This window comes from Massilia sp. X63 (genome assembly GCF_041023745.1).
Taxonomy (GTDB): domain Bacteria; phylum Pseudomonadota; class Gammaproteobacteria; order Burkholderiales; family Burkholderiaceae_D; genus Telluria.
In genome coordinates this window covers 67672-88098 of the sequence record NZ_JBFTEF010000008.1, presented here as the reverse complement: position 1 = coordinate 88098, position 20427 = coordinate 67672, and the positions used below count along the sequence as shown (strand labels likewise).

Annotated in this window: 19 protein-coding genes and 2 pseudogenes; 19 read left to right on the top strand and 2 right to left on the bottom strand. The window is 68.8% G+C overall.

From position 1 onward, the window contains the following. Positions 1 to 73 precede the first annotated feature (73 nt). The 4 genes from AB3347_RS16800 to AB3347_RS16785 all read left to right on the top strand — a co-directional run bounded on the left by AB3347_RS16800 (position 74) and on the right by AB3347_RS16785 (position 5825). Positions 74 to 805: a PEP_CTERM-anchored TLD domain-containing protein gene (locus AB3347_RS16800; RefSeq protein WP_369092934.1), complete on the top strand. Its 732-nt coding sequence runs from the start codon at positions 74 to 76 to the stop codon at positions 803 to 805. Between the two features lie 115 nt (positions 806 to 920). Continuing rightward, positions 921 to 1988, top strand: a complete 1068-nt coding sequence (locus tag AB3347_RS16795; protein WP_369092933.1) for a TIGR03790 family protein — start codon at positions 921 to 923, stop codon at positions 1986 to 1988. Positions 1989 to 2186: 198 nt separating this feature from the next. Further along, positions 2187 to 5198, top strand: a complete 3012-nt coding sequence (locus tag AB3347_RS16790) for an ExeM/NucH family extracellular endonuclease (RefSeq protein WP_369092932.1) — start codon at positions 2187 to 2189, stop codon at positions 5196 to 5198. Between the two features lie 18 nt (positions 5199 to 5216). Then, positions 5217 to 5825, top strand: coding sequence for an NF038129 family PEP-CTERM protein (locus AB3347_RS16785; RefSeq protein ID WP_369092931.1), 609 nt, complete (start codon positions 5217 to 5219; stop codon positions 5823 to 5825). Between the two features lie 188 nt (positions 5826 to 6013). Here AB3347_RS16785 and AB3347_RS16780 read toward each other — a convergent pair whose 3' ends face one another. Further along, entirely contained in the window at positions 6014 to 6358 is a 345-nt protein-coding gene (locus AB3347_RS16780) for a hypothetical protein (protein ID WP_369092930.1), read from the bottom strand. A gap of 320 nt (positions 6359 to 6678) precedes the next feature. Here AB3347_RS16780 and AB3347_RS16775 point away from each other — a divergent pair, with 320 nt between their 5' ends. From AB3347_RS16775 to AB3347_RS16710, 14 genes and pseudogenes are all read left to right on the top strand, one after another. After that, a complete protein-coding gene (locus AB3347_RS16775) occupies positions 6679 to 7116 on the top strand; it encodes a hypothetical protein (RefSeq protein ID WP_369092929.1) in 438 nt (145 codons plus the stop codon). Positions 7117 to 7293: 177 nt separating this feature from the next. Then, complete coding sequence (gspG, locus tag AB3347_RS16770) at positions 7294 to 7755, top strand: type II secretion system major pseudopilin GspG (protein WP_369092928.1); 462 nt, start codon at positions 7294 to 7296, stop codon at positions 7753 to 7755. 56 nt (positions 7756 to 7811) lie between these two features. After that, positions 7812 to 9017 (top strand): type II secretion system F family protein, encoded by a 1206-nt coding sequence (locus AB3347_RS16765; protein ID WP_369092927.1) that lies wholly within the window; start codon positions 7812 to 7814, stop codon positions 9015 to 9017. Beyond that, positions 9014 to 10711, top strand: a complete 1698-nt coding sequence (locus AB3347_RS16760; RefSeq protein ID WP_369092926.1) for a GspE/PulE family protein — start codon at positions 9014 to 9016, stop codon at positions 10709 to 10711. The genes AB3347_RS16765 and AB3347_RS16760 overlap by 4 nt, the downstream gene beginning before the upstream one ends. After that, positions 10704 to 11510, top strand: a complete 807-nt coding sequence (locus AB3347_RS16755) for a hypothetical protein (RefSeq protein WP_369092925.1) — start codon at positions 10704 to 10706, stop codon at positions 11508 to 11510. The genes AB3347_RS16760 and AB3347_RS16755 overlap by 8 nt, the downstream gene beginning before the upstream one ends. Beyond that, entirely contained in the window at positions 11507 to 12055 is a 549-nt protein-coding gene (locus AB3347_RS16750; protein ID WP_369092924.1) for a PilN domain-containing protein, read from the top strand. The genes AB3347_RS16755 and AB3347_RS16750 overlap by 4 nt, the downstream gene beginning before the upstream one ends. Next, entirely contained in the window at positions 12052 to 12627 is a 576-nt protein-coding gene (locus tag AB3347_RS16745; protein ID WP_369092923.1) for a hypothetical protein, read from the top strand. Before AB3347_RS16750 ends, AB3347_RS16745 begins: the two co-directional genes overlap by 4 nt. After that, entirely contained in the window at positions 12624 to 13166 is a 543-nt protein-coding gene (locus AB3347_RS16740) for a hypothetical protein (protein ID WP_369092922.1), read from the top strand. Before AB3347_RS16745 ends, AB3347_RS16740 begins: the two co-directional genes overlap by 4 nt. After that, a complete protein-coding gene (locus AB3347_RS16735) occupies positions 13166 to 15214 on the top strand; it encodes a secretin N-terminal domain-containing protein (RefSeq protein ID WP_369092921.1) in 2049 nt (682 codons plus the stop codon). Before AB3347_RS16740 ends, AB3347_RS16735 begins: the two co-directional genes overlap by 1 nt. After that, positions 15214 to 15684: a type II secretion system protein gene (locus AB3347_RS16730; protein WP_369093045.1), complete on the top strand. Its 471-nt coding sequence runs from the start codon at positions 15214 to 15216 to the stop codon at positions 15682 to 15684. The genes AB3347_RS16735 and AB3347_RS16730 overlap by 1 nt, the downstream gene beginning before the upstream one ends. Beyond that, positions 15678 to 16073: a type II secretion system protein gene (locus AB3347_RS16725; RefSeq protein ID WP_369092920.1), complete on the top strand. Its 396-nt coding sequence runs from the start codon at positions 15678 to 15680 to the stop codon at positions 16071 to 16073. Before AB3347_RS16730 ends, AB3347_RS16725 begins: the two co-directional genes overlap by 7 nt. A 1-nt stretch (position 16074) precedes the next feature. Next, positions 16075 to 16800, top strand: coding sequence for a type II secretion system protein (locus tag AB3347_RS16720; protein ID WP_369092919.1), 726 nt, complete (start codon positions 16075 to 16077; stop codon positions 16798 to 16800). A gap of 84 nt (positions 16801 to 16884) precedes the next feature. After that, a pseudogene (locus AB3347_RS16715) lies at positions 16885 to 17208 on the top strand (ArnT family glycosyltransferase); the annotation flags it as partial. Further along, a pseudogene (locus AB3347_RS16710) lies at positions 17204 to 18091 on the top strand (nucleotide sugar dehydrogenase); the annotation flags it as partial. The pseudogenes AB3347_RS16715 and AB3347_RS16710, both read left to right, overlap by 5 nt. Here AB3347_RS16710 and murJ read toward each other — a convergent pair. Next, the gene (gene murJ, locus AB3347_RS16705; protein WP_369092918.1) at positions 18072 to 19628 is read right to left on the bottom strand and encodes a murein biosynthesis integral membrane protein MurJ; all 1557 of its coding nucleotides are present in this window, start codon (positions 19626 to 19628) and stop codon (positions 18072 to 18074) included. The pseudogene AB3347_RS16710 and the gene murJ overlap by 20 nt on opposite strands. 264 nt (positions 19629 to 19892) lie before the next feature. Between murJ and rpsT the strand changes: the two genes are divergently transcribed. After that, positions 19893 to 20159 (top strand): 30S ribosomal protein S20, encoded by a 267-nt coding sequence (rpsT, locus tag AB3347_RS16700; protein WP_036216299.1) that lies wholly within the window; start codon positions 19893 to 19895, stop codon positions 20157 to 20159. The last annotated feature ends 268 nt before the right edge of the window (positions 20160 to 20427 follow it).

Below are 20427 nucleotides of genomic sequence, written 5' to 3'. Positions count from 1 at the left end.
CAGCGGAACCGTGTGAACCTGTTCCGGAACGCGGGCATACAATGCCCGCAACTGAACCGAGCGAGGGGGCACCATGAAAACAATGCTTGCAGCGTCTGGCCTGGCCATTACCATGACCCTGGGCCTGGCGGCGCCGGCCGCCCATGCCCAGGGCGGCGCGCCGCTGCTGGACCTGACCCTGTACGGCCAGCTCGAACGCTGGCTCGGCGCCGGGCCGCTGGACCTGCGCAACATCTACACCCGCCAGACCGGCCACAATTCGCGCGACTTCCACGACGCCGCCGACGGCGCCGGCATGAGCTTCACGCTGCTGCAGGTGACCAACGATTTCGGCCAGAGCTGGATCGTGGGCGGCTATAACCCGCAGAGCTGGTCGTCCACCGACGGCTGGCACGAGACCCCGCGCGACTGGCAGCGCACCGCCTTCATCTTCAACTATACGGCCGGCGAGCTGTGGCGCCAGGTCCAGTCCGACGACATCCTGCCGAACCGGGGCATACGCCAGACCTTCAACGAGCCCAACCACGGCCCGACCTTCGGCGCCGGCCCCGACCTGTTCGTCAACGACCGGCTCAACGCCGCGCTGTCCTGGCAGGTGAGCTATGGCGACGGCCTGTCCGAAGGCACCAGCATCATCGATGGCAGCACCGGCGGCCAGCTGTTCCGGGTCGACGCCCTCGAGGTGTATTCGATCTCGCTCGTACCCGAACCGGCCACGACGGCGATGTTCATCGGCGGCCTGGGCGTGCTGGGCTGGACCGCATGGCGGCGCCGCGCGCGTCCCGCGCCCCGGCGCACGCACTGAAGGGCAGGGCAGCCTGCGGCCGGTCCCGTGGCAGGCGTGAGATGACTGAACGGCAAGCTGTGGCATGATGGCGGCGGAGTCCTGGCTCCGCCCCCGTTCATCCTGCGACCGATCCATGCGACCGACCCTGCACGCTTACCTGGGTGCGCGCTTGCGCGCCTTCCTGCTCTGCTGCCTGTCCCTGCTGTGCGCCGCCGGCGCGCTCCATGCCCCATATGCGCTTGCCGCGACCGGCGCCTCCGCGCTCACGCCCCGGCAACTGGCGATCGTCATCAACGATGACGATCCGTCCAGCGTCGCGGTCGGCGCGTATTACCGCAAGCGCCGCGCGATTCCGGCTGCCAACGTGGTGCACGTGCGCATACCCGGCAAGCCGCGCACGATCAGCCCGGCGCGCCTGCGCCTTCTGAAGGGAGAGATCGACAGCCAGCTGGGCCCGGACATCCAGGCCGTGCTGATGGTCTGGACCGCGCCGTATGCGGTGGACTGCAATTCCATCACCAGCGCCTACACCCTCGGCTTCGACGGCAGCCAGTGCGCCAAGACCTGCGCCGCCGGCCAGCCCAGTCCGTATTTCAACAGCAAGTCGGCGCGCCCCTACACCGACCACCAGATGCGCATCTCGATGCTGCTGCCGACCGAATCGGTGCAGGGGGCGAAAGACCTGATCGACCGCGGCGTGGCCGCCGGCTTTCGCACCGTGCCGGCCACCGCCTATTACCTCGCCACCTCGGAAAAGGCGCGCAACACCCGCGCCGGCTTCTTCCCGCGCCCGGGCCGCATTCCCGGACGCCGCCTCGCTACGCGCGTGATGCAGGCCGACGTGCTGGAAGGCGCGAAGGATGTGCTGGTCTACCAGACCGGCATGGCCCAGGTGCCCAAGCTGGAGACCCTCGGTTTCGTGCCCGGCGCCCTGGCCGACCACCTGACCTCGCTCGGCGGCGACCTGCTGGGCACCTCCCAGATGAGCAGCCTGCGCTGGCTGGAAGCAGGCGCCACCGCCAGCTACGGCACCGTCAGCGAGCCGTGCAACCATTGGCAGAAGTTCCCCAACCCCTCCGTCCTGCTGCGCCACTACCTGAGCGGCAACAGCGCCATCGAAGCCTACTGGAAGAGTGTTGCGTGGCCAACACAAGGTCTCTTCATCGGCGAGCCCCTCGCCGCACCCTACCGTTCCCGCTAAAGCCGGCTCTTCCCTATGAGAGAGAAGGAAGCACATGCTTCCTTGTCTCCGCGCGCGTCTGTTGTAGAGGCAATGACATCAAAAACATGTCACAAGGATGTAAATTTATTCATTTACAGTAATTTTTTCCAATGATAAATTTCATTTTGCTAAGTTATTCCCCTTAAACATAGATCCGGATCAAACATCAGGGACCCCATGAACAAGATCGCCGCATCGCCTCTTTCTCCCGGCCGCCTTACCGTCCTGGCCAGCCTGCTTGCCAGCCTGTCGGTATCGGCGCTTGCCGCCTCGCCCGACATCGTCATCAGCCAGGTGTACGGCGCCGGCGGAAACGGCAGCGGCGCCACCGTCGCCACCTACAAGCACGATTTCATCGAACTGTTCAACCGCAGCGGCGCTGCCGTGGACATCGGCGACTGGAGCGTGCAATACGCGTCGAGCACCGGCAGTTCGTGGCAGGTGACGCGGATCCCGGCCGGCACCCGGATCGAGCCGGGCCAGTACTTCCTGATCCGCGAGGCGGCCGGCGCCGCCGCCGTGCCGGATACCCCGTCCGACCTGAACGGCAGCATCCCGATGGCCGGCGCGGCCGGCAAGGTGGCGCTGGTCAGGAACGGGACCGCTCTCAGCGGCACCAAGCCGACCGGCGCCACGGTGGTCGACCTGGTCGGCTACGGCAGCGGCACCAACGGATTCGAAGGCGATGCGCCGACCGCCAGCATCGGCAACACCAGCTCGGCCGCGCGCGCATCGGACGGCTGCCAGGACAGCGACCAGAACGGCGTCGACTTCAGCGTCGGCCCGGTTGCCCCGCGCACCAGCGCCAGCCCGCGCAACATGTGCTCGGCCGGCGAACCGGTCGCCGCGCCGATCGTCGCCAGCTGCCCGGCGGGCCTGCAGGTCCAGCAGGGCAGCGGCGGCTCGGCGCTGCTGTCGGCCAGCGACAAGGACAGCATCGTCAACAATGCCGTGATCGTTTCCGGCGCCGCGCCGGGCATCAGCCTGAGCGGCCTGGCGCCGGCCGGCGCCATCGGCGCCAGCGCCAGCGTGACCCTGCAGGTCGACGCCGCCGCCGCGGCCGGCAGCTATCCGGTGAAGGTCAGCTTCACCAACAACGACAGCCAGGAACAGAGCTGCACCGTGGCCGTGAGCGTCGCCGGCCAGCTCAGCATTCCGCAAATCCAGGGCAGCGGCCCGGCCAGCCCCTATGCCGGCACGGTGCAGTCGACCGAAGGCGTGGTGACGGCAAAGCTGGGCAGCAGCCTGTTCGTGCAGGATCCGGTGGGCGACGGCGACCCCACGACCTCGGACGGCATCTACGTCTTCAACAGCAATGCCGCGCTGGTCACCGGCATCAATCCGGGCGACCGCGTGCGCGTGAGCGGCAAGGTCACCGAATACCGCCCGAGCGGCGCCAACCGTACCTATACCGAGCTGACCGAGATCGCGCAGGTCACCAAGCTGGCCAGCGGCCAGTCGGTAACGCCGACCAACATCGTGCTGCCGAACGCCGACCTGGCCCGCTATGAGGGCATGCTGGTGCGCTTCGTGTCCGACTTGACCGTGAACCAGAACAAGTACCTGGGCGACCGCGGCGAACTGACCCTGGCCTATGGCCGCCGCGAGAATCCGACCAACCGTTATCCGGCCGGTTCGCCGGAAGCGGCGGCGCTGGCGCAGGAAAATGCCGCCAACGAAGTGGTGCTGGACGACGGCATCTTCACCGCCCCGGCCGTGATTCCCTACCTCGGCGAAGACAATACCGTGCGCGCGGGCGACACCGTGACCGGCCTGACGGGCGTGCTCGACTACGGCTCGATCGGCGGCGGCGGCGCGGCGTTCAAGCTGCAGCCGACCGAAGCGCCGCAGTTCTCGCGCAGCAATCCGCGTCCGGCCGCGCCGAGCCTGCCGGCCGGCGTCAAGGTTGCCAGCGCCAACGTGCTGAACTTCTTCACCACCTTCACCAACGGCGGCGACGCCTGGGGCCGCACCGGCCAGGGCTGCACCATCGGTTCGCGCACCGCGGCCAGCGAATGCCGCGGCGCCGACAACATGACCGAGTTCGTTCGCCAACGCAACCAGATCGTGGCTTCGCTCAAGAGCCTGGACGCGGACGTGGTGGGCCTGATGGAAATCCAGAACAACGGCGACGTCGCCGTCGGCTACCTGGTCGAGCAACTCAATGCCGCCATCGGCCAGCCGGTCTATGCGGCCGTGCCGGCGCCTGCCGCAACCGGGACCGACGCCATCCGCGTGGCCATGATCTACAAGCCGGCCGTGGTCTCGCTGGTGGGAGGCGCCCTGTCGGACGGCGACCGCATCAATAACCGCCCGCCCATGGCCCAGACCTTCAAGGCCGGCAATGGCGCCAAATTCTCCGTGATCGTCAACCATTTCAAGTCGAAAGCCAGCTGCGGCGGCGCTACCGGCGGCGACCTCGATCCGGGCAATGGCCAGGGCTGCTGGGACACCACCCGCGTCAACCAGGCCACGCGCCTGGCCGATGTCTTCATCCCGCAAGTGGTGCAGGCCGCCGGCGATCCGGACGTGCTGGTGATCGGCGACATGAACGCCTATGCCTTCGAGAACCCGATCAACCTGCTGACCGGCAAGGGCCTGGTCAACCAGATCGAGCGCTTCGTCCGCCCGCAAGGCATGCCGTATTCCTACGTGTTCGACGGCCAGGCAGGCTATCTCGACCATGCACTGGCCAGTGCTTCGCTGAGCGCGCAAGTGGCCGGCGCCGCCGAGTGGCACAACAATGCCGACGAGCCGGAGCACATCGACTACAACCTGGGCGACACCGTCCAGGATCCGTATCGCGAGAACGCCTACCGCGCTTCGGACCATGACCCGGTGGTGGTCAGCCTGGACCTGACCGCGCCGTATGCCGACGTCACCGCGTCGGTGAAGGTCACGCAGGGCGGCCTGACGATGAACCGCGCCACCCTGAGGTACAGCGGCAAGGTCAGCTTCACCAACACCACCGCCGCGACCCTGTCCGGCCCGCTGCACTTCGTGCTGCAGGGCCTGACCGAGGGCGTGAGCCTGGACGGCGCCAGCGGCACCCACGACGGCGCGCCTTACCTGACGCTGCCGGAGACCAGCATCGCCCCGGGCGCCAGCGTGAGCGTCACCGTCACCTTCAGCAACCCGTCGAAGAAGGCGATCGGCTACACGCCGAAACTCTTCTCGGGCTCGTTCTAACATCAAGGGAAAACTGTCATGACCAACTTCAAGAACCTGTTCCTGCGCGCCTTGCTGGCGCTGTCGATCTTCGCGGCTGCGCCGGCGGCGCTGGCCGGGCCGCTGTACCGCGTCACGCTCAATACCGGCGCCAGCGACTGGGTCGGCCTGTCGGGCTACCTCGACCTGAGCTTCGGCGGCCTGGTCGGGGTCGGCCCGGCCAAGGCGACCGTGACCAACCTGCAGGGCGATTTCGACGAGAGCGTCGAGGCGTACTTCGAGTCGCTGGCGGGCGGCAACCGCGCCGACGGCTTCACCCTGGTGGCCAGCGAGAACCTGTCGCTGGTCAGCCAGGCGGTGACCTTCGGCGGCATCTTCAGCTTCGACCTGCGCTTCGAGGAAGCGCTGGCCGGACTGGGCGCGGACTTCGGCGTTTCCCTGGTCGACAGCAATTTCGCCCCGCTGACCGGTGACTTCCCGGCGCTGACCTTCTTCCTGGTGCCGGGCGAAGACACCACCATGGTCGGCGCCGAGCTGGCACGGGTCGAGGTCCTGCCGCGAGGGGACGTGCCGGAACCGTCGGACTGGGTGCTGGTCGCCACCGGCCTGTTCCTGCTCGGTGCAACCCGGCGTCAGCAGCGCCGCTGAGCGCCAATGGATGCGAAAACACCTGCCTGCGGGCAGGTGTTTTTTTTGGCGCAATTACTGTTCAGTGTGGGACGCGTCGCGGCAGCGCTGCCCGGCCCGCCTTATGGGGCTGGCGCAGGACGCCGAAGCTTGGGAGCAAAAAAGCAACGGCGCCGAAAGGCGCCGTGACGGATGCGTCGGGAGGGGGATTACGACCGGGTGATGCCGTCGGTGTCGGTGTCGGCTGCGGCGCGGCGCATCGCGTCCACGCGGTAGGCTTCGGCATTGCCGTCGATGATGCGCAGGCTGGCGCAGCCTTCGGCGGCGCAGTCCGGGACCGGATTGTTCGGGCCGGTGGCAGCGGCGACGGCCGGGCCGGTCGCGGCCGCCGGCGCGGCGACTGCGGCGGCGGGAGCGCCTGCCGCGACGCTCAGGTCGCTCTGCACTGCCGAGCCAAGGGTCTTCGGCATTTGCGTGTCCTGCTGGCCTGCGCCGCAGGCGGTCAGGAGGGTGGTCAGGGCGATGGCGGCGAAAGTACGGAAGGAGATGTTCATGATCGGTCTGTTGAGCAAGCTCGTCGGTAACGAAGCCTATTGTAGTGAGTAAATTTTTCCGATGCTCAATTATTTTCGTTATCGAACAGAAAATATTAAGATTTAGAAATAAAAATACCCGACGTTGATGAGTTTTAGAAGAAATTGGCGCATCTGCTTTTAAGGGAATAAAAATTCTTTAGGGCAATTGATGCGCTACGGCAACAGGGTTCGTTGCCGTTTGGCGACGCGTCGGGCTCTATTCCGAATGCCTCGGCAAGTCCGGTCATGCATGCCGTGATTCGCTTGACCACGTACGGGCAAGCAGGGAAGATGGAGTCATGCGAAAACTCTTCCTTATCCTCCTGCTCGGGTGCAGCGCCTGCACCACCCAAGCCCAGGACCCGGGCCGCAAGGGAGCGTCCGCCGGCACGCCGGCAGCGGGCGCGGCGGCAGCGCAGGGCGGCGCTACGCTGGCCCGCATCCGTGCGCTGATCGGCGAGGCCTCGTGTACCCATTCCGGCCAGTGCCGTAGCCTGCCGGTCGGGGCACTGGCCTGTGGCGGCCCGCAGGCCTACCTGCCGTATTCCGAATCGGGCACCGACGAGAAGGCGCTGCGCGCGCTGGCCGAGCAGTTCAAGGCCGAGCGGCAAGCCGAGATCAAGGCCAGCGGCCTGGTGTCCACCTGCCGCTACCTGCCCGATCCGGGCGCGGTCTGCAGCAGCGGCAGCTGCCAGCTCGGTGCATCCTCGCCATCGGCGCCGCCGGTCGCGCGCTGAGGCCCTGTTCCGCTCTGCTGCGGGCGCAGCCGTTGTGCGCCGGCGCAAGCCGGACAGGACAGGCGGCTGCGATACTGCAAGCACGATGGCAAAAAATAAAGAAATGTTGTCTTGGCATCGAGCGCCGTGGTAGCCTTCGATGCTGAGTTTCTTGTATGTGCAATGAGGAGTCGGTCGATGCATTCAGTATTGGAACAGCGGGAACAGCGTGGCGGCGTGCGTCCTGCCCGGCGCCCCGCCCTGGGCTTCACCCTGCTCGAACTGCTGGTGGTGATCGTGATCATCGGCCTGCTCGCCGCTTACGTCGGTCCCAAGTATTTCTCGCAGCTGGGCAAGTCCGAAGTGACGGTGGCGAAGGCGCAGATCGAAGCCTTCGACAAGTCGCTCGATACCTACCGCCTCGACGTCGGCCGCTACCCGAGCAGCGAAGAAGGACTGAACGCCCTGATGGCCGCCCCGCCCAGCGCCGGCGCCAAGTGGAACGGTCCCTACCTGAAGAAAGGCGTGCCGCAGGATCCCTGGGGCCGTCCCTACCAGTACCGTGCGCCCGGCAGCAAGGCCGAGTACGAAATCCTGTCCCTCGGCAAGGATGGCCAGCCGGGCGGCAGCGGCGACAATGCCGACATTTCGTCGAATTGAACGCTTGCGACAGCGCCACCTGACACGCCAGCGTTAACACAGCCGGGGCCGCCTTCATGCAGTTCGCCGTTCGCACCCTCGCGCCCGACATGTCGATCTCGAACCTCGTCGTCGACGCCGCCGACGCGCTCGATGCGCGCCGCCAGGTCGAGGCGCGCGGGCTGTTCGTCAGCGCCGTCGAGCCGGCCCGTTCCTCGCCGCTGGCCCTGTTCGGCGGCCTGCGCCGTACAGGCGGCGCCAGGCTCTCGCTGGTGCTGTTCAGCCAGGAGCTGCTGGCCCTGCTTAACGCCGGCCTCGGCATCGTCGAAGGCCTGGAAGCGCTGCTGGAAAAAGAAGCCAGTCCCGGTGCGCGCGGCGTGCTCGAACGCCTGCTCGGCGGCCTGCGCGAGGGCAAGCGCTTTTCCAGCGTGCTGGCCGCCCAGCCCGACCTGTTCCCGCCGCTCTACGTCGGCATCGTGCGCGCCGCCGAAGGCACCAGCGACCTGCCGCGCGCACTGTCGCGCTACATCGACTACCAGCAGCGCATCGACCTGGTGCGCGCCAAGATCGTCAGCGCCTCGATCTATCCGGTGATCCTGCTGCTGGTCGGTGGCGGCGTGAGCGCCTTCCTGATCGGTTATGTGGTGCCGAAGTTCGCCGAGGTCTACCAGGGGGCAGGGCGCTCGCTGCCCTGGATGTCGCAGCTGCTGCTCGACTGGGGCCAGTTCGCCGCCAGGCACGGCAGCGCGATCCTCGTGACCGCGCTGCTGGCCATTGTCGGCGCGGTGGCCGGAGTGCGCCACTTGCTGCGCAGCGGCGGCATCAACCGCCTGCTGGTGCGCCTGCCCGGCATCGGCGAGCGCGCCCGCATCTACGAACTGTCGCGCCTCTACCTCACGCTCGGCATGCTGACCGAGGGCGGCATTACCATCGTCGGCGCCATCGAGACCGTGCAGCCGATGGTGTCCGGCTCCGTGCGCAAGGGCCTGCTGCAGGCGCGCGCCGCCATCGAATCGGGCCAGCCGCTGTCCGATGCCTTCGAAGCGAACGGGCTGACCACGCCGATCTCGCTGCGCATGCTGCGGGTCGGCGAGCGCACCGGCGACATGGGACCGATGCTGACCCAGTCGGCGGCCTTCTACGACGGCGAGATCACGCGCTGGATCGACCGCTTCACCCGGACCTTCGAGCCTCTGCTGATGGCCGCCATTGGCCTGGTGGTGGGCGCCATCGTGGTGCTGCTCTACATGCCGATTTTCGACCTGGCCGGAGATATGTCTTGACCGCTGCCGGCATCGTCAATCTCCTGGATCCGGCGCTGCTGGCCCGCGCGCGCGCGCAGGCGGCGCAATCGCGGCGCGGCCTGGTGGCCGAGCTCGAAGGACTCACCGGCATGGAGCCGCGCCACATCGTGCGCGAACTGGCCGCGCCCTTCGGCCTGCCGGTGATGGAAACCGCCGCCATGCTGGCCCAGGTGCCCGCCTTCGACCTGCTGCCGCTGGCCCAGGCCATGGCGCGCCATTGCGTGCTGCTGCGCGATGCGGGCGGCCGCCTCACCGGTGTGCTGTCCGATCCGTTCGACCTCGACCTGCAGACCTGGCTGGGCGCGCAGGCGCGCGCCACCGCAAGAAGCCCGCTCGCGCTGTGCCTGGCGCTGCAGTCCGACATCCAGGCCTATCTCTCCAAGCAGGAGGAATCGGCGCGCGCCGTCGACAACCTGGTGGGCGCCGACGGCGAAGCCCGGCGCGACGGCAAGACCGCCCAGGTGCTGTCCTTCGCCTCGGTGTCGGAAGGCGCCAGCCCAGCCGTCAAGCTGGTCAATTCCACCCTGTACGATGCGCTCAAGGCCGGCGCCTCCGACATCCACCTGGAAAGCACCGCCACCGGCCTGGCCGTGAAGTACCGCATCGACGGGGTGCTCGACCACGCGGCCACGGTGGGCGGCATCGAACTGGCCGAGCACATCATCTCGCGCCTGAAGGTGCTGGCCGAACTCGACATCGCCGAGCGCCGCATCCCGCAGGACGGCAGCTTCCGGGTCGCCTCCGGCGGGCGCGACATCGACCTGCGGGTCTCGATCATGCCCAGCATTCACGGCGAGGACGCGGTGATCCGTATCCTCGACAAGCGCGCCATGATCGAAGCCTATGGCGCCCTGACGCTGGAAGCGCTGGGCTTCGACGCGCCTTCGCTGGTCACCCTGCGCAGCCTGGCCCAGGAGGCCTACGGCATGCTGCTGGTGACCGGGCCGACCGGTTCCGGCAAGACCACCACCCTGTACGCGGCGCTCACCGAGATCCATAACGGGCGCGAGAAGATCATCACCATCGAGGATCCGGTCGAGTACCAGCTGCCGGGCATCCTGCAGATTCCGGTCAACGAAAAGAAGGGCCTGACGTTCGCCAAGGGCCTGCGCTCGATCCTGCGCCACGATCCGGACAAGATCATGGTCGGCGAGATCCGCGACCGCGAGACCGCCGAGATCGCGGTGCAGTCGGCCCTGACCGGCCACCTGGTGCTGACGACCGTCCACGCCAACAACGTGTTCGACGTGTTCGGCCGCTTCACCCACATGGGCATCGATCCGTATGCCTTCGTGTCGGCCCTGAACGGCATCTGGGCCCAGCGCCTGATCCGCATGAACTGCCCGCACTGCGCCGAACGCTACGAGCCGGACGTGCTCGAGCTCGCCTCGGTGCACCTGGCGCGCGAGGACGCGCAGGAGTACGTGTTCATGCGCGGCAAGGGCTGCGGCGACTGCCGGGGCACCGGCTACCGCGGGCGCCGCTCGATCGCCGAGATCCTGACCCTGAACGACGAGATCCGCGAACTGATCGTCGACAAGCAGCCGATCCGCCGCATCAAGGCCGCGGCGCACGCCAACGGCACCCGCAGCCTGCGCCTGGCCGCCCTCGACCTGGTCAGGCGCGGCGCCACCACCCTCGACGAGATCAAGCGGGTGACCCTCCATGCGTAGACGCTTCGGACAGTCCCTGCGCCTCGGCGTCGCCGCCGACGGCCTGGCCCTGCTGCGCGTGGGCGGCTGGCCGCGTGCCCGCGCCGAGGTGCTGGCCACCGCGCCGGTCGAAGCCGGCGCGCCCGAGGCCCTCGAGAACGGCCTGCGCGCGCTGCTGGGCGAAGCGAATCCGCGCGGCTGGCCGCTGACGGTGGTGCTGGCCGACGAGCTGGTGCGCCTGTGGCAGGTGGCGCCGCCGCCGGGCGCCGCCCGCTTCAGTGACCTGCAGGCCGCCGCGGCGCTGCGCCACCAGAGCCTGTTCGGGGCGCCGCCGCAGGCGTGGCGCATCAGCGCCGACTGGGACGCCGCGCGTCCCTTCCTGGCCGCCGCCGCGCCCGAGGCGCTGCTGGCCCTGCTCGAATCCTTGGCGCGCCGGCACCGTTTTCACCTGGTCGAGGTGGCGCCGCAGTTCGTCATGGCGCTGAACGCCTGGCGCCGTGCGCGCCGGCCCGGGGCCTGGTTCGGCCTGGTACACGGCGGCGTACTGTCGCTCGCCGCCTACGAGGGCAGGACGCTGGCCGCGCTGCGCACCGCCCCGATTCCGCCCGGCGCCGGCCGCGACTGGCTCGACGCCCACGTCGCGCGCGAGGCCTTGCGCGTGGGGGTAGGGCGGCCGCAGCGCCTGCAGCTGTGCGGCGCCGCCCCGGCCGGCTGGGCCATCGCGGCCGGCCAGCCGCAATTCGCCTGCACCCTGCTGGAAGACGACAGCGCCGACTGGCCGCTGCCTGTGCTGCTGGCGCGCACCGGAATCGGATCATGAAGCGCACCCACATCGACTTCGCCCCGCGCACCCTGCGGCGCACGCTGTTCCGGGTGCCGCCGCGCTTTGCCGGATTCGTGCTGGCCACCGCCGGCCTGTGCTTCGTGCTGCTCGCGCAGCTGCTCGGCTACCAGGAGGAGCGCGCGCAGCTGGCGGCGCTGCAGGCCGCCATCGCGATGCGCGCGAACGCGATGCGGCCCTTGCCGGTGGCGGCGCAGCCGGCGTTCACGGTGCCCGAGGCCCAGGCCCAGGCCGTCAACGACGCCGTCATGCAGCTCAACCTGCCGTGGCGCGACCTGGTCGAGGCGGTGAGCGCGGCCACGCCCTCGAACGTGGCCTTGCTGGCGCTCGAGCCGGACGCCAGGCGCCGCAGCCTGCGCATCACCGCCGAGGCGCGCAACAGCGACGACATGCTGGCCTACGTGGCCAGGATGCAGGAGCAGGGCTGGTTCGCGTCGGTGGCCCTGGTGCGCCACGAGATCGCGGAACAGGAGCCGAACCGGCCGCTGCGTTTCCAGCTCAGTGCGCAGTGGGGCGGCCAATGAGGGACGTCAACCTGTCCGCGCCGTGGCTGCGCATGGTGCTGTCCCTGCGCCGGACCAACCCCATCGTCGCCGGCGTGTTCGCACTGGCCGTGGCCGTGGTCGTGGCGATCGTCCTGGTGCTGGCGGCGCTGGCCGACCTCGACGAGGAGTACGCGGCGGCCCGCCGCCAGGCCGCCGCCCCGCCGCCGGCGCCGGCAGCGCTGCCGGCGCCGCCGCCGAGCGCCGACCAGAACCTGGCCCACTTCTATGCCGCGCTGGGCGAGCGCGGCAAGGTCGACCGCCAGCTCAAGACCCTGTTCGGGCTGGCCGAGAAGAACGGCCTGCTGCTCCGCCAGGGCGAATACCGCAGCAGCCAGGACCGCGCCGGGCGCTTCCTCACCTACCAGATCACCCTGCCGGTCAGCGGCCGCTATGGGGCGATCTGGCAGTTCGCTTTCGACGCCCTGCGCGCATTGCCGCATGCCTCGCTCGACGACGTGGCCTTCCGGCGCGATGCGATCGGCAGCGAGACCGTCGAGGCGCGCCTGCGCCTGACCCTGTACCTGGCGGCCGCGCCGGGGGCGCCGCGATGAAGCCGCGCCATATCGCGATGGGCGTCGCGTTGGCCGCTGCCGCCGGGCTGGTGGTTTTCGGGGACAAGACGCCCGAGGACGCGGTGGCCGAAGCGGTCGAGCGCGCGCCGGCGGCGCCGGCCGCGCAGCGCGGCGCCGCGCCGGACCACCACGGCGACCAGGGCAAGGACAAGGCCCCGGCCATCCTGCGCCAGGTCGATCGCGAAGTACTGATCGGCGACGGCGGCGAGCGTTTCAACCAGGGCGAACAGGGCGTGTTCGCGCGCCAGGACTGGACTCCGCCGCCACCGCCGCCCGAACCGGCGGCGCCGCCGCCGCCGCCCAGCGCGCCGCCGCTGCCCTTTACCTTCATCGGCAAGTCGCTGCAGGACGGGGTCTGGGAAATCTACCTGGCGCGCGGCGAGCGCACCCACCTGGTGCGCGAGAACACGGTCATCGACGGCGTCTACCGCGTCGATGCGATCAGGCCGCCGGTGCTGACCCTGACCTACCTGCCGCTGAACCAGGTTCAGCAGCTCAATATTGGAGTATTCGACTGATGGTTCGTATCCGCAAACTCGTGCTGGCCGCCGGCCTGGGGGCGGTGCTGCTGGCCGGCTGCGCCGGCCAGCGCGCCTACCAGGAAGGCAATGCGCTGGTCGCACGCGACCAGGTCGCGGCCGGGCTGGTGAAATACCAGGAAGCGGTGAGCGCCGACCCGACCAACCCCGAGTACCGCGCGGCCTACCTGCGCGCGCGCGACGGTGCGGCGACCCGCCTGGTCCAGCAGGCCGAGGCCGCGCTGGCGGACGGGCAGCCGGAGCTGGCCGCGCAGGACTACCGCCGCGTGCTGGCGTTCGATCCGGCCAACGAGCGCGCCCGGTCCGGCCTGCGCCAGGTCGAGGCCGACCGCCGCCACGCCGGCATGCTGGAGGCGGCCCGCGCGGCCTTCGACAAGGGCGACACCGATACGGCGCGCCAGAAGCTGGGCGCGATCCTCACCGAGCGCCCGGCCCACGAAGCGGCGCGCCTCCTGATGCTCGAGGTCGACGAGAGGGCCGCGGCGGCGCCTGCCGGCGAGGCGGCGCTGGCCGCGGCCTTCCGCAAGCCGATCAGCCTCGAGTTCAGGGATGCGCCGCTGAAGCAGGTGTTCGAGGTCATCTCGCGCCATGCCGGCCTGAACTTCGTGTTCGACAAGGACGTCAAGTCCGACCAGCGCAGTTCGATCTTCCTGAAGAACAGCACGGTCGAGGCGGCGGTGTATTACCTCTTGATGACCAACCAGCTCGAACGCCAGGTCATGGACGGCAACACCATCCTGATCTACCCGAACGTGGCGGCCAAGCTGAAGGAATACCAGGAGATGACGGTCAAGACCTTCTTCCTGGCCAATGCCGAGGCCAAGAACATCGCCAACACCTTCAAGACCATCCTCAAGTCGCGCGACGTGGTGGTGGACGAGAAGCTCAACCTGGTGATCCTGCGCGACAGTCCGGAAGCGGTGCGCGTGGCGACCCAGCTGGTGGCGCTGCAGGATGTGCCCGAGCCGGAAGTCATGCTCGAGGTCGAGGTGCTGGAGATCAAGCGCAGCCGCGTCACCGACCTCGGCATCCGCTGGCCGGGCGCGGTATCCTTCTCGCCCCTGGCCACGCTCGACGGGGTCCCGGTCACGATCGACGAGCTGCGCGGCCTGAACAGCCGCAACGTCGGCACCGTCACCGAACTGGCGGCCACCATCAACGCCAACAAGACCGACGGCGATTCCAACACCCTGGCCAACCCGCGCATCCGGGTGCGCAACAAGGAAAAGGCCAAGGTCGTCATCGGCGACAAGATCCCGAACATCTCGACCACGATCTCGTCGGGCGTGGGCGGATTCGCCTCCGAGTCGGTGAACTACGTGGACGTGGGCCTGACCCTGAACGTCGAGCCGACCATCTACCTGAACAACGAGGTCGGCATCCGCATCTCGCTCGAGGTGAGCACGCTGGGCGAATCGGTCACCACCCGTTCCGGCACCGTGGCCTACCGCATCGGCACCCGTTCGGCCACCACCTTCCTGCAGCTGAAGGACGGCGAGAACCAGGTGCTGGCGGGCCTGATCAGCAACGAGGACCGTTCCGGCGCCAGCAAGGTGCCGGGCATCGGCGACCTGCCGCTGGTCGGCCGCCTGTTCGGCAGCCAGCGCGATTCCAACGACCGCACCGAGATCGTGCTGTCGATCACGCCGCGCCTGTTGCGCACCGTGCAGCGCCCGCCGGCGGCCAGCTCCGAATTCGGCGCCGGCACCGAGGCCAGCTTCCGCCGCCGTCCGGACAGCACGGCGCGCGCGCCGGTGCAGTTGCCGGTGACCGCCAATGGCGCGGCCGCGGCCGCTGCCGCGCGGGCGGCGGGCACGGCGCCGGGAACGGCGCCCGTGCCGGCGAATGGCGCCCCGGCGGCGCCGGCCCCGGCCCCGCTGTCGGTGCCGCCGTCGCAGCTGCCGGTGACGCCGCAGACCGGTTCGCCACCATCCGGCCCGCCGCCGGCGGCGCCTGCGCCGGCAATCCAGGTGGTGCCGGTGGCACCGCCGCCCGCCCCCCAGGCCCCCCAGGCCCCCCGGCAGTGATGTGCAGGCGCGGTTTCACGCTCATCGAGCTGCTGGTGACGCTGGCGATCTTGGGGCTGCTGGGAACGCTGGTGCTGCCGGTGGCCCAGGTCACGGCCCAGCGCCGCGACGAAGTGGAACTGCGCCGCGCCCTGCGCGAGATCCGTGCCGGCATCGACGCCTACAAGAAGGCCAGCGACGAAGGCCGCGTGGCCAAGGCTGCCGGCAGCTCGGGCTATCCGCCGCGCCTCGAGATGCTGGTCGAGGGCGTGCGCGACCTGCGCAGCCCGAAGCAGGCGAAGATCTATTTCATGCGCCGGCTGCCGCGCGATCCCTTCCACGCCGATCCCCAGGCCCCGAATGCCGACACCTGGGGCAAGCGCAGCTACGCCAGCGAGCCGGACGAGCCGAAAGAGGGCGAAGACGTCTACGACGTGTACTCGCTGTCCGAGCGGCCCGGCCTGAACGGCGTCCCCTACAACAAATGGTGAGCATGAAGCCCGAGCGCCTGCGCCTGCGCGCGTTTACCCTGATCGAACTGCTGGTGGTGCTGGGCATCGTGGCCCTGCTGCTCACGCTGGCGGTGCCGCGCTTCTTCCCGAGCATCGACGCTACCCGCGAAACCATCCTCGAAGAGAACCTGCGCAACACGCGCGCCGTGATCGACCAGTTCCGCTCCGACACCGGACGCTATCCGGACTCGCTCGAGCAACTGGTGGAAAAAAAGTACCTGCGCGAGCTGCCGATGGACCCGATCCTCGAGTCGCGCGCGTCCTGGGTGGTGGAGCCGCCGCCCGAAGGCGAGCAGGGCGAGGTCGGCAACATCCGCAGCGGCGCGCCGGGCACGGGCCGCAAGGGCACGGCCTACGCGGAGTGGTAGCGTGGGCGCGCCCATCCGCTCGCGGCAGGCCGGCTTCACCTACCTCGGCCTGGTCATCTTCGTGTTCATCCTCGGCATGGTCGGCGCCGCCACCCTGAAGATCGGTTCGCTGCTGCAGCGCGCCCACGCCGAACAGGAACTGCTGGAAATCGGCTTTCAGTTCAGCGCCGCCCTGAAAAGCTATGCCGACGCCACCCCGCGCGGCCAGCCGCCGCAGCCGATGAGCCTGCAGGAACTGCTGCGCGATACGCGCTTCCCGACTCCGCGCCGGCACCTGCGCAAGATCTTCGTCGATCCGGTCGGCGGCAAGGCCGAATGGGGGCTGGTGCGGGCCGGCGAGGGCGGGCGCATCCTGGGCGTGCACAGCCTGTCGCAGGCGGCGCCGCTGAAGCTAGGCAATTTTGACAAGCGCTTCCCGGGATTCGAGAACCGCGAACACATTGCCGACTGGAAGTTCATGGCCGAGGGCGGCAGCGCCGGGGCGCCGCAGGCGTCGCCCGCACCCCGGGTGCCTGTAGCGCCGGGTGTCGTGCCGGCCGATCCTGCGCCCGCGCCCCCGGGCACGGCCGCGCCCGCCGAGCCGCCGAGCGCGCCACCCGCCGAACCACCCGCCGAGCCGCCGAGCGAGCCGCCGCCGGAGCCGGAGCAGCCTGAGCGCGAAGAGCCCGAGGCGCCGGCCGCTCCGGTCCAGGGCCCGCCCGGCCAGGCGCAGGACGCGGGCCGCTAGTCGGCGCGACGATAGAGGCAGCGCAAGCCCGCGCAGGCCGGGGCCGGGACAATGGATGCCGCCCCCACTTGCGGAGACCGCGCGATGCATCCTTTCCTTCCCCCGAGCACCCTTGCGCTGCCGACGCGTTCGCGCACCCGGCACTATCTGCTGTGGGTGCTGTCGGCAGGCTTCATCCTGGTCTCGCTCGGCGTGCTCGGCGTGCGCACCCTGGTGCCGCCCGACGAAGGGCGCTACGCCGAGCTGGCGCGCGAGATGCTCGCCAGCGGCGACTGGATCACGCCGCGGTTGAACGGCATCGTCTATGTCGAGAAGCCGCCCCTGCAGACCTGGATGACGGCGCTGACCTTCGGGCTGTTCGGCCTGGGCGAATGGCAGGCGCGCCTGTGGACCGGCCTGTGCGGACTTCATGCGCCCGCTGCGGGTCGTCATCGGCCGCGAGCGCGCCGAGGCGGGCGCGCTGCTGCGCCGGCTGTACGCGCCGTTCTGCCGCGATCCGGAACGCATCCTCGAAATGGACCTGCGCAGCGCCGAGATGGCGAAATACGCGGCCAACGCCATGCTGGCGACCCGGATCAGCTTCATCAACGAACTGGCCAACCTGGCGGAACGGACCGGCGCCGACATCGACGCCGTGCGCCTGGCGATCGGCATGGACCCGCGCATCGGACGCCGCTACCTGTGCCCCGGCGCCGGCTATGGCGGCTCCTGCCTGTCGAAGGACGTGAAGGCGCTGATCCGGAGCGCAACCGAGCATGCCTGCCCGCTGCGCCTGCTGGACGCGGTCGAGGCAGTCAACGAAGCGCAGAAAGACGTCCTGTACGCCAAGCTGGTCCGCTTCTTCGACGGCGGCCGTGCGCTGGCCGGCAGGACGATCGCGCTGTGGGGACTGGCGTTCAAGCCGCTCACCGACGACATGCGCGATGCGCCCAGCCGCCGGCTGATCGCGGCGCTGCTGGCCGCCGGGGCCGGGGTGGTGGCCTACGACCCGGTGGCGAACGCCGAGGCCGGGCGCGTCCTGGCCGCGGTGCACGGCGGGCCGGCATGCGGCGGACGGCTGCGCTTCGCCGACTCGGCAAGCGCGGCGGTGGTCGGCGCCGACGTGCTGGTGGTCGTCACCGAATGGGAAGAATTCCGCCGGCCCGATCTCGGCTTCCTGGCCGAGGCGCTGGCCATGAAAGCCGTGTTCGACGGCCGCAACATGTACGATCCGGCGGCGCTGGAGGCCGCCGGGCTGTATTACGAGTGCATCGGCTACGCGCCGCCGCTGCCTACTTTGCGCGGCGCTTGAAGTCGCGTGGGCGGAAGCCCAGCAGCATCAGCACGGCAAAATAGGCGAGGGCGGCGCCGGCGATGATCGCCGCCAGCGCGCCGGCGCGCAACAGCGGGGTGGCGCGCAGCGCGATCCAGTCGAACTGCAGCTGGCCGAACCACGCGACCGCACCCATCACGCTCACCGCCACCAGCAGCTTGAAGAAGAAGGCGCCCCAGCCCGGCTGCGGCACGTAGATCCGGCGGCGCCGCAGGCCGCTGTAGAGAAAGCCGGCGTTGATGCAGGCGCCCAGACCGATCGACAGCGCCAGGCCGGCCACGCCGAAGCCCAGTCCCCACACGAACAGCACGTTCAGTAATTGGGTCACGACCAGCACCCCCATCGCGATCTTGACCGGGGTGCGCACTTCCTGGCGCGCGTAGAAGGCCGGCGCCAGGGTCTTGACCAGGATGAAGCCGAGCAGGCCGGCGCTATAGGCCATCAGCGGCAGCGAGGAGGCGTGCACGTCGGCGGCGTCGAACACGCCGTAGTGGAACAGGGTGGCGATCATCGGCACCGCCAGCGCCGCCATGCCGACCGAGGACGGCAAGGCCAGCAGGAAGGTCAGGCGCAGGCCCCAGTCCAGCAGCGAGGAGTATTCCTGGGTGTCGCCCTCGGTGTTGGCCTTGGCCAGGCTCGGCAGCAGGATGGTGCCGAGCGCCACGCCCAGTAGGGCGGTCGGGAACTCCATCAGGCGGTCGGCGTACTGCAGCGCCGTGACGGCGCCGGCGGCCAGGCTGGCCGCGATGGTGGTGTTGATCAGGAGGCTGATCTGGGCCGCCGACACCGCGAACACGGCCGGCCCCATCTTGCCGAGCATGCGGCGCACGCCGCTGTCGCGCAGGCCGGTGAGCGGATTGAGCGACAGGCGCGGCAGCATGCCGAGCTTGACCAGCGAAGGAATCTGGACCGCCACCTGGGCCAGGCCGCCGACGCAGACGCCCACCGCCATCGCATAGATCGGCTGCTCGAACCAGTCGGCCAGCACCAGCGCCGAGACGATGAAGGAGATGTTCAGCAGCACCGGCGTGAAGGCGGGAATCTTGAATTGGCGCCAGGTATTGAGCACGCCGCTGGCCAGGGCCACGAAGGCCATGCAGGCGATGTAGGGGAACATCATGCGCGTCATGACCACCGCCGCGTCGAAGGCGGCCGGCTCGCGTTGCAGGCCGCCGCCGATCAGGTAGATCAGTACCGGGGCGGCGAGTATGCCGACGATGCTGGTCAGCACCGTGGCCCAGATCAGCACCGTGGCCACGTGGTCGACCAGGGTCTTGGTGGCTTCCGGTCCGTTCCTGGTCTTGTATTCGGTCAGGATCGGGACGAAGGCCTGCGAGAAGGCGCCCTCCGCGAACAGCCGGCGCAGCAGGTTGGGCAGGCGGAAGGCGATGTTGAAGGCATCGGTGAAATTCGAGGCGCCGAAGGTGGCGGCAAACAGGCTGTCGCGCAGCAAACCGGTGACGCGGGACACCATGGTCATGCTGGAAATGGCGGCGAGGGTACGGAGCAGGTTCATGGCCCGGGATTATACGTGGGCAACACTGGCCGGAAGCCGCGCACGCCCGGGAAACGCAAGAATTATTCGTCCGGCCTATCGGATCGGCGAGACAATTATGCATTTATGAATTGCCCTGATCGCTTTCTATCGCTATAATCGTGGGCTGTACTGAATTCTGTTAGCAGACACTAATCGTTGGGCAGGCACCAGCCGACTACATGCGGCGCCGGTTTCACTCGCTAATGTTTGCAAACGCAACTTGACCCCGATTTAGGAAATTTCATGGCAAATACCGCACAAGCGCGCAAACGCGCTCGTCAAGCAGTTAAGCAAAACGCGCACAACTCGGCACAGCGTTCGACCCTGCGTACCGCAATCAAGGCAGTCCGCAAGGCCATCCAGGCTGGCGACAAGGCCGCTGCAACCACCATCTTCCAGCAGTCCGTGTCGACCATCGACAGCATCGCTGACAAGAAGATCATCCACAAGAACAAGGCAGCCCGCCACAAGAGCCGCCTGGCCGCTGCCCTGAAGGCACTGTCCGCTTAATTAGCGAGGTGCGTGCGGCCCCAGGCCGCGCAGGCAGTTCTGTGCAGAGAAAGACCCGCCCGACTTCGGTCCTGGCGGGTTTTTCTGTTTGCTGCATACACTTCAGCCTGCTTCGAATCCGTGTGGCGCGCGGGCATGCGGGCGGGGAGGGTGGAGCGTTAAAACCGTGGCGCACAGTAAAATACTGGTGCATAATGTGAAACGCCGTCTTATGTCTTATAGAAGACTTACCAAGTCGTCCACATGAAGACCCGGGCGTTACCACCTG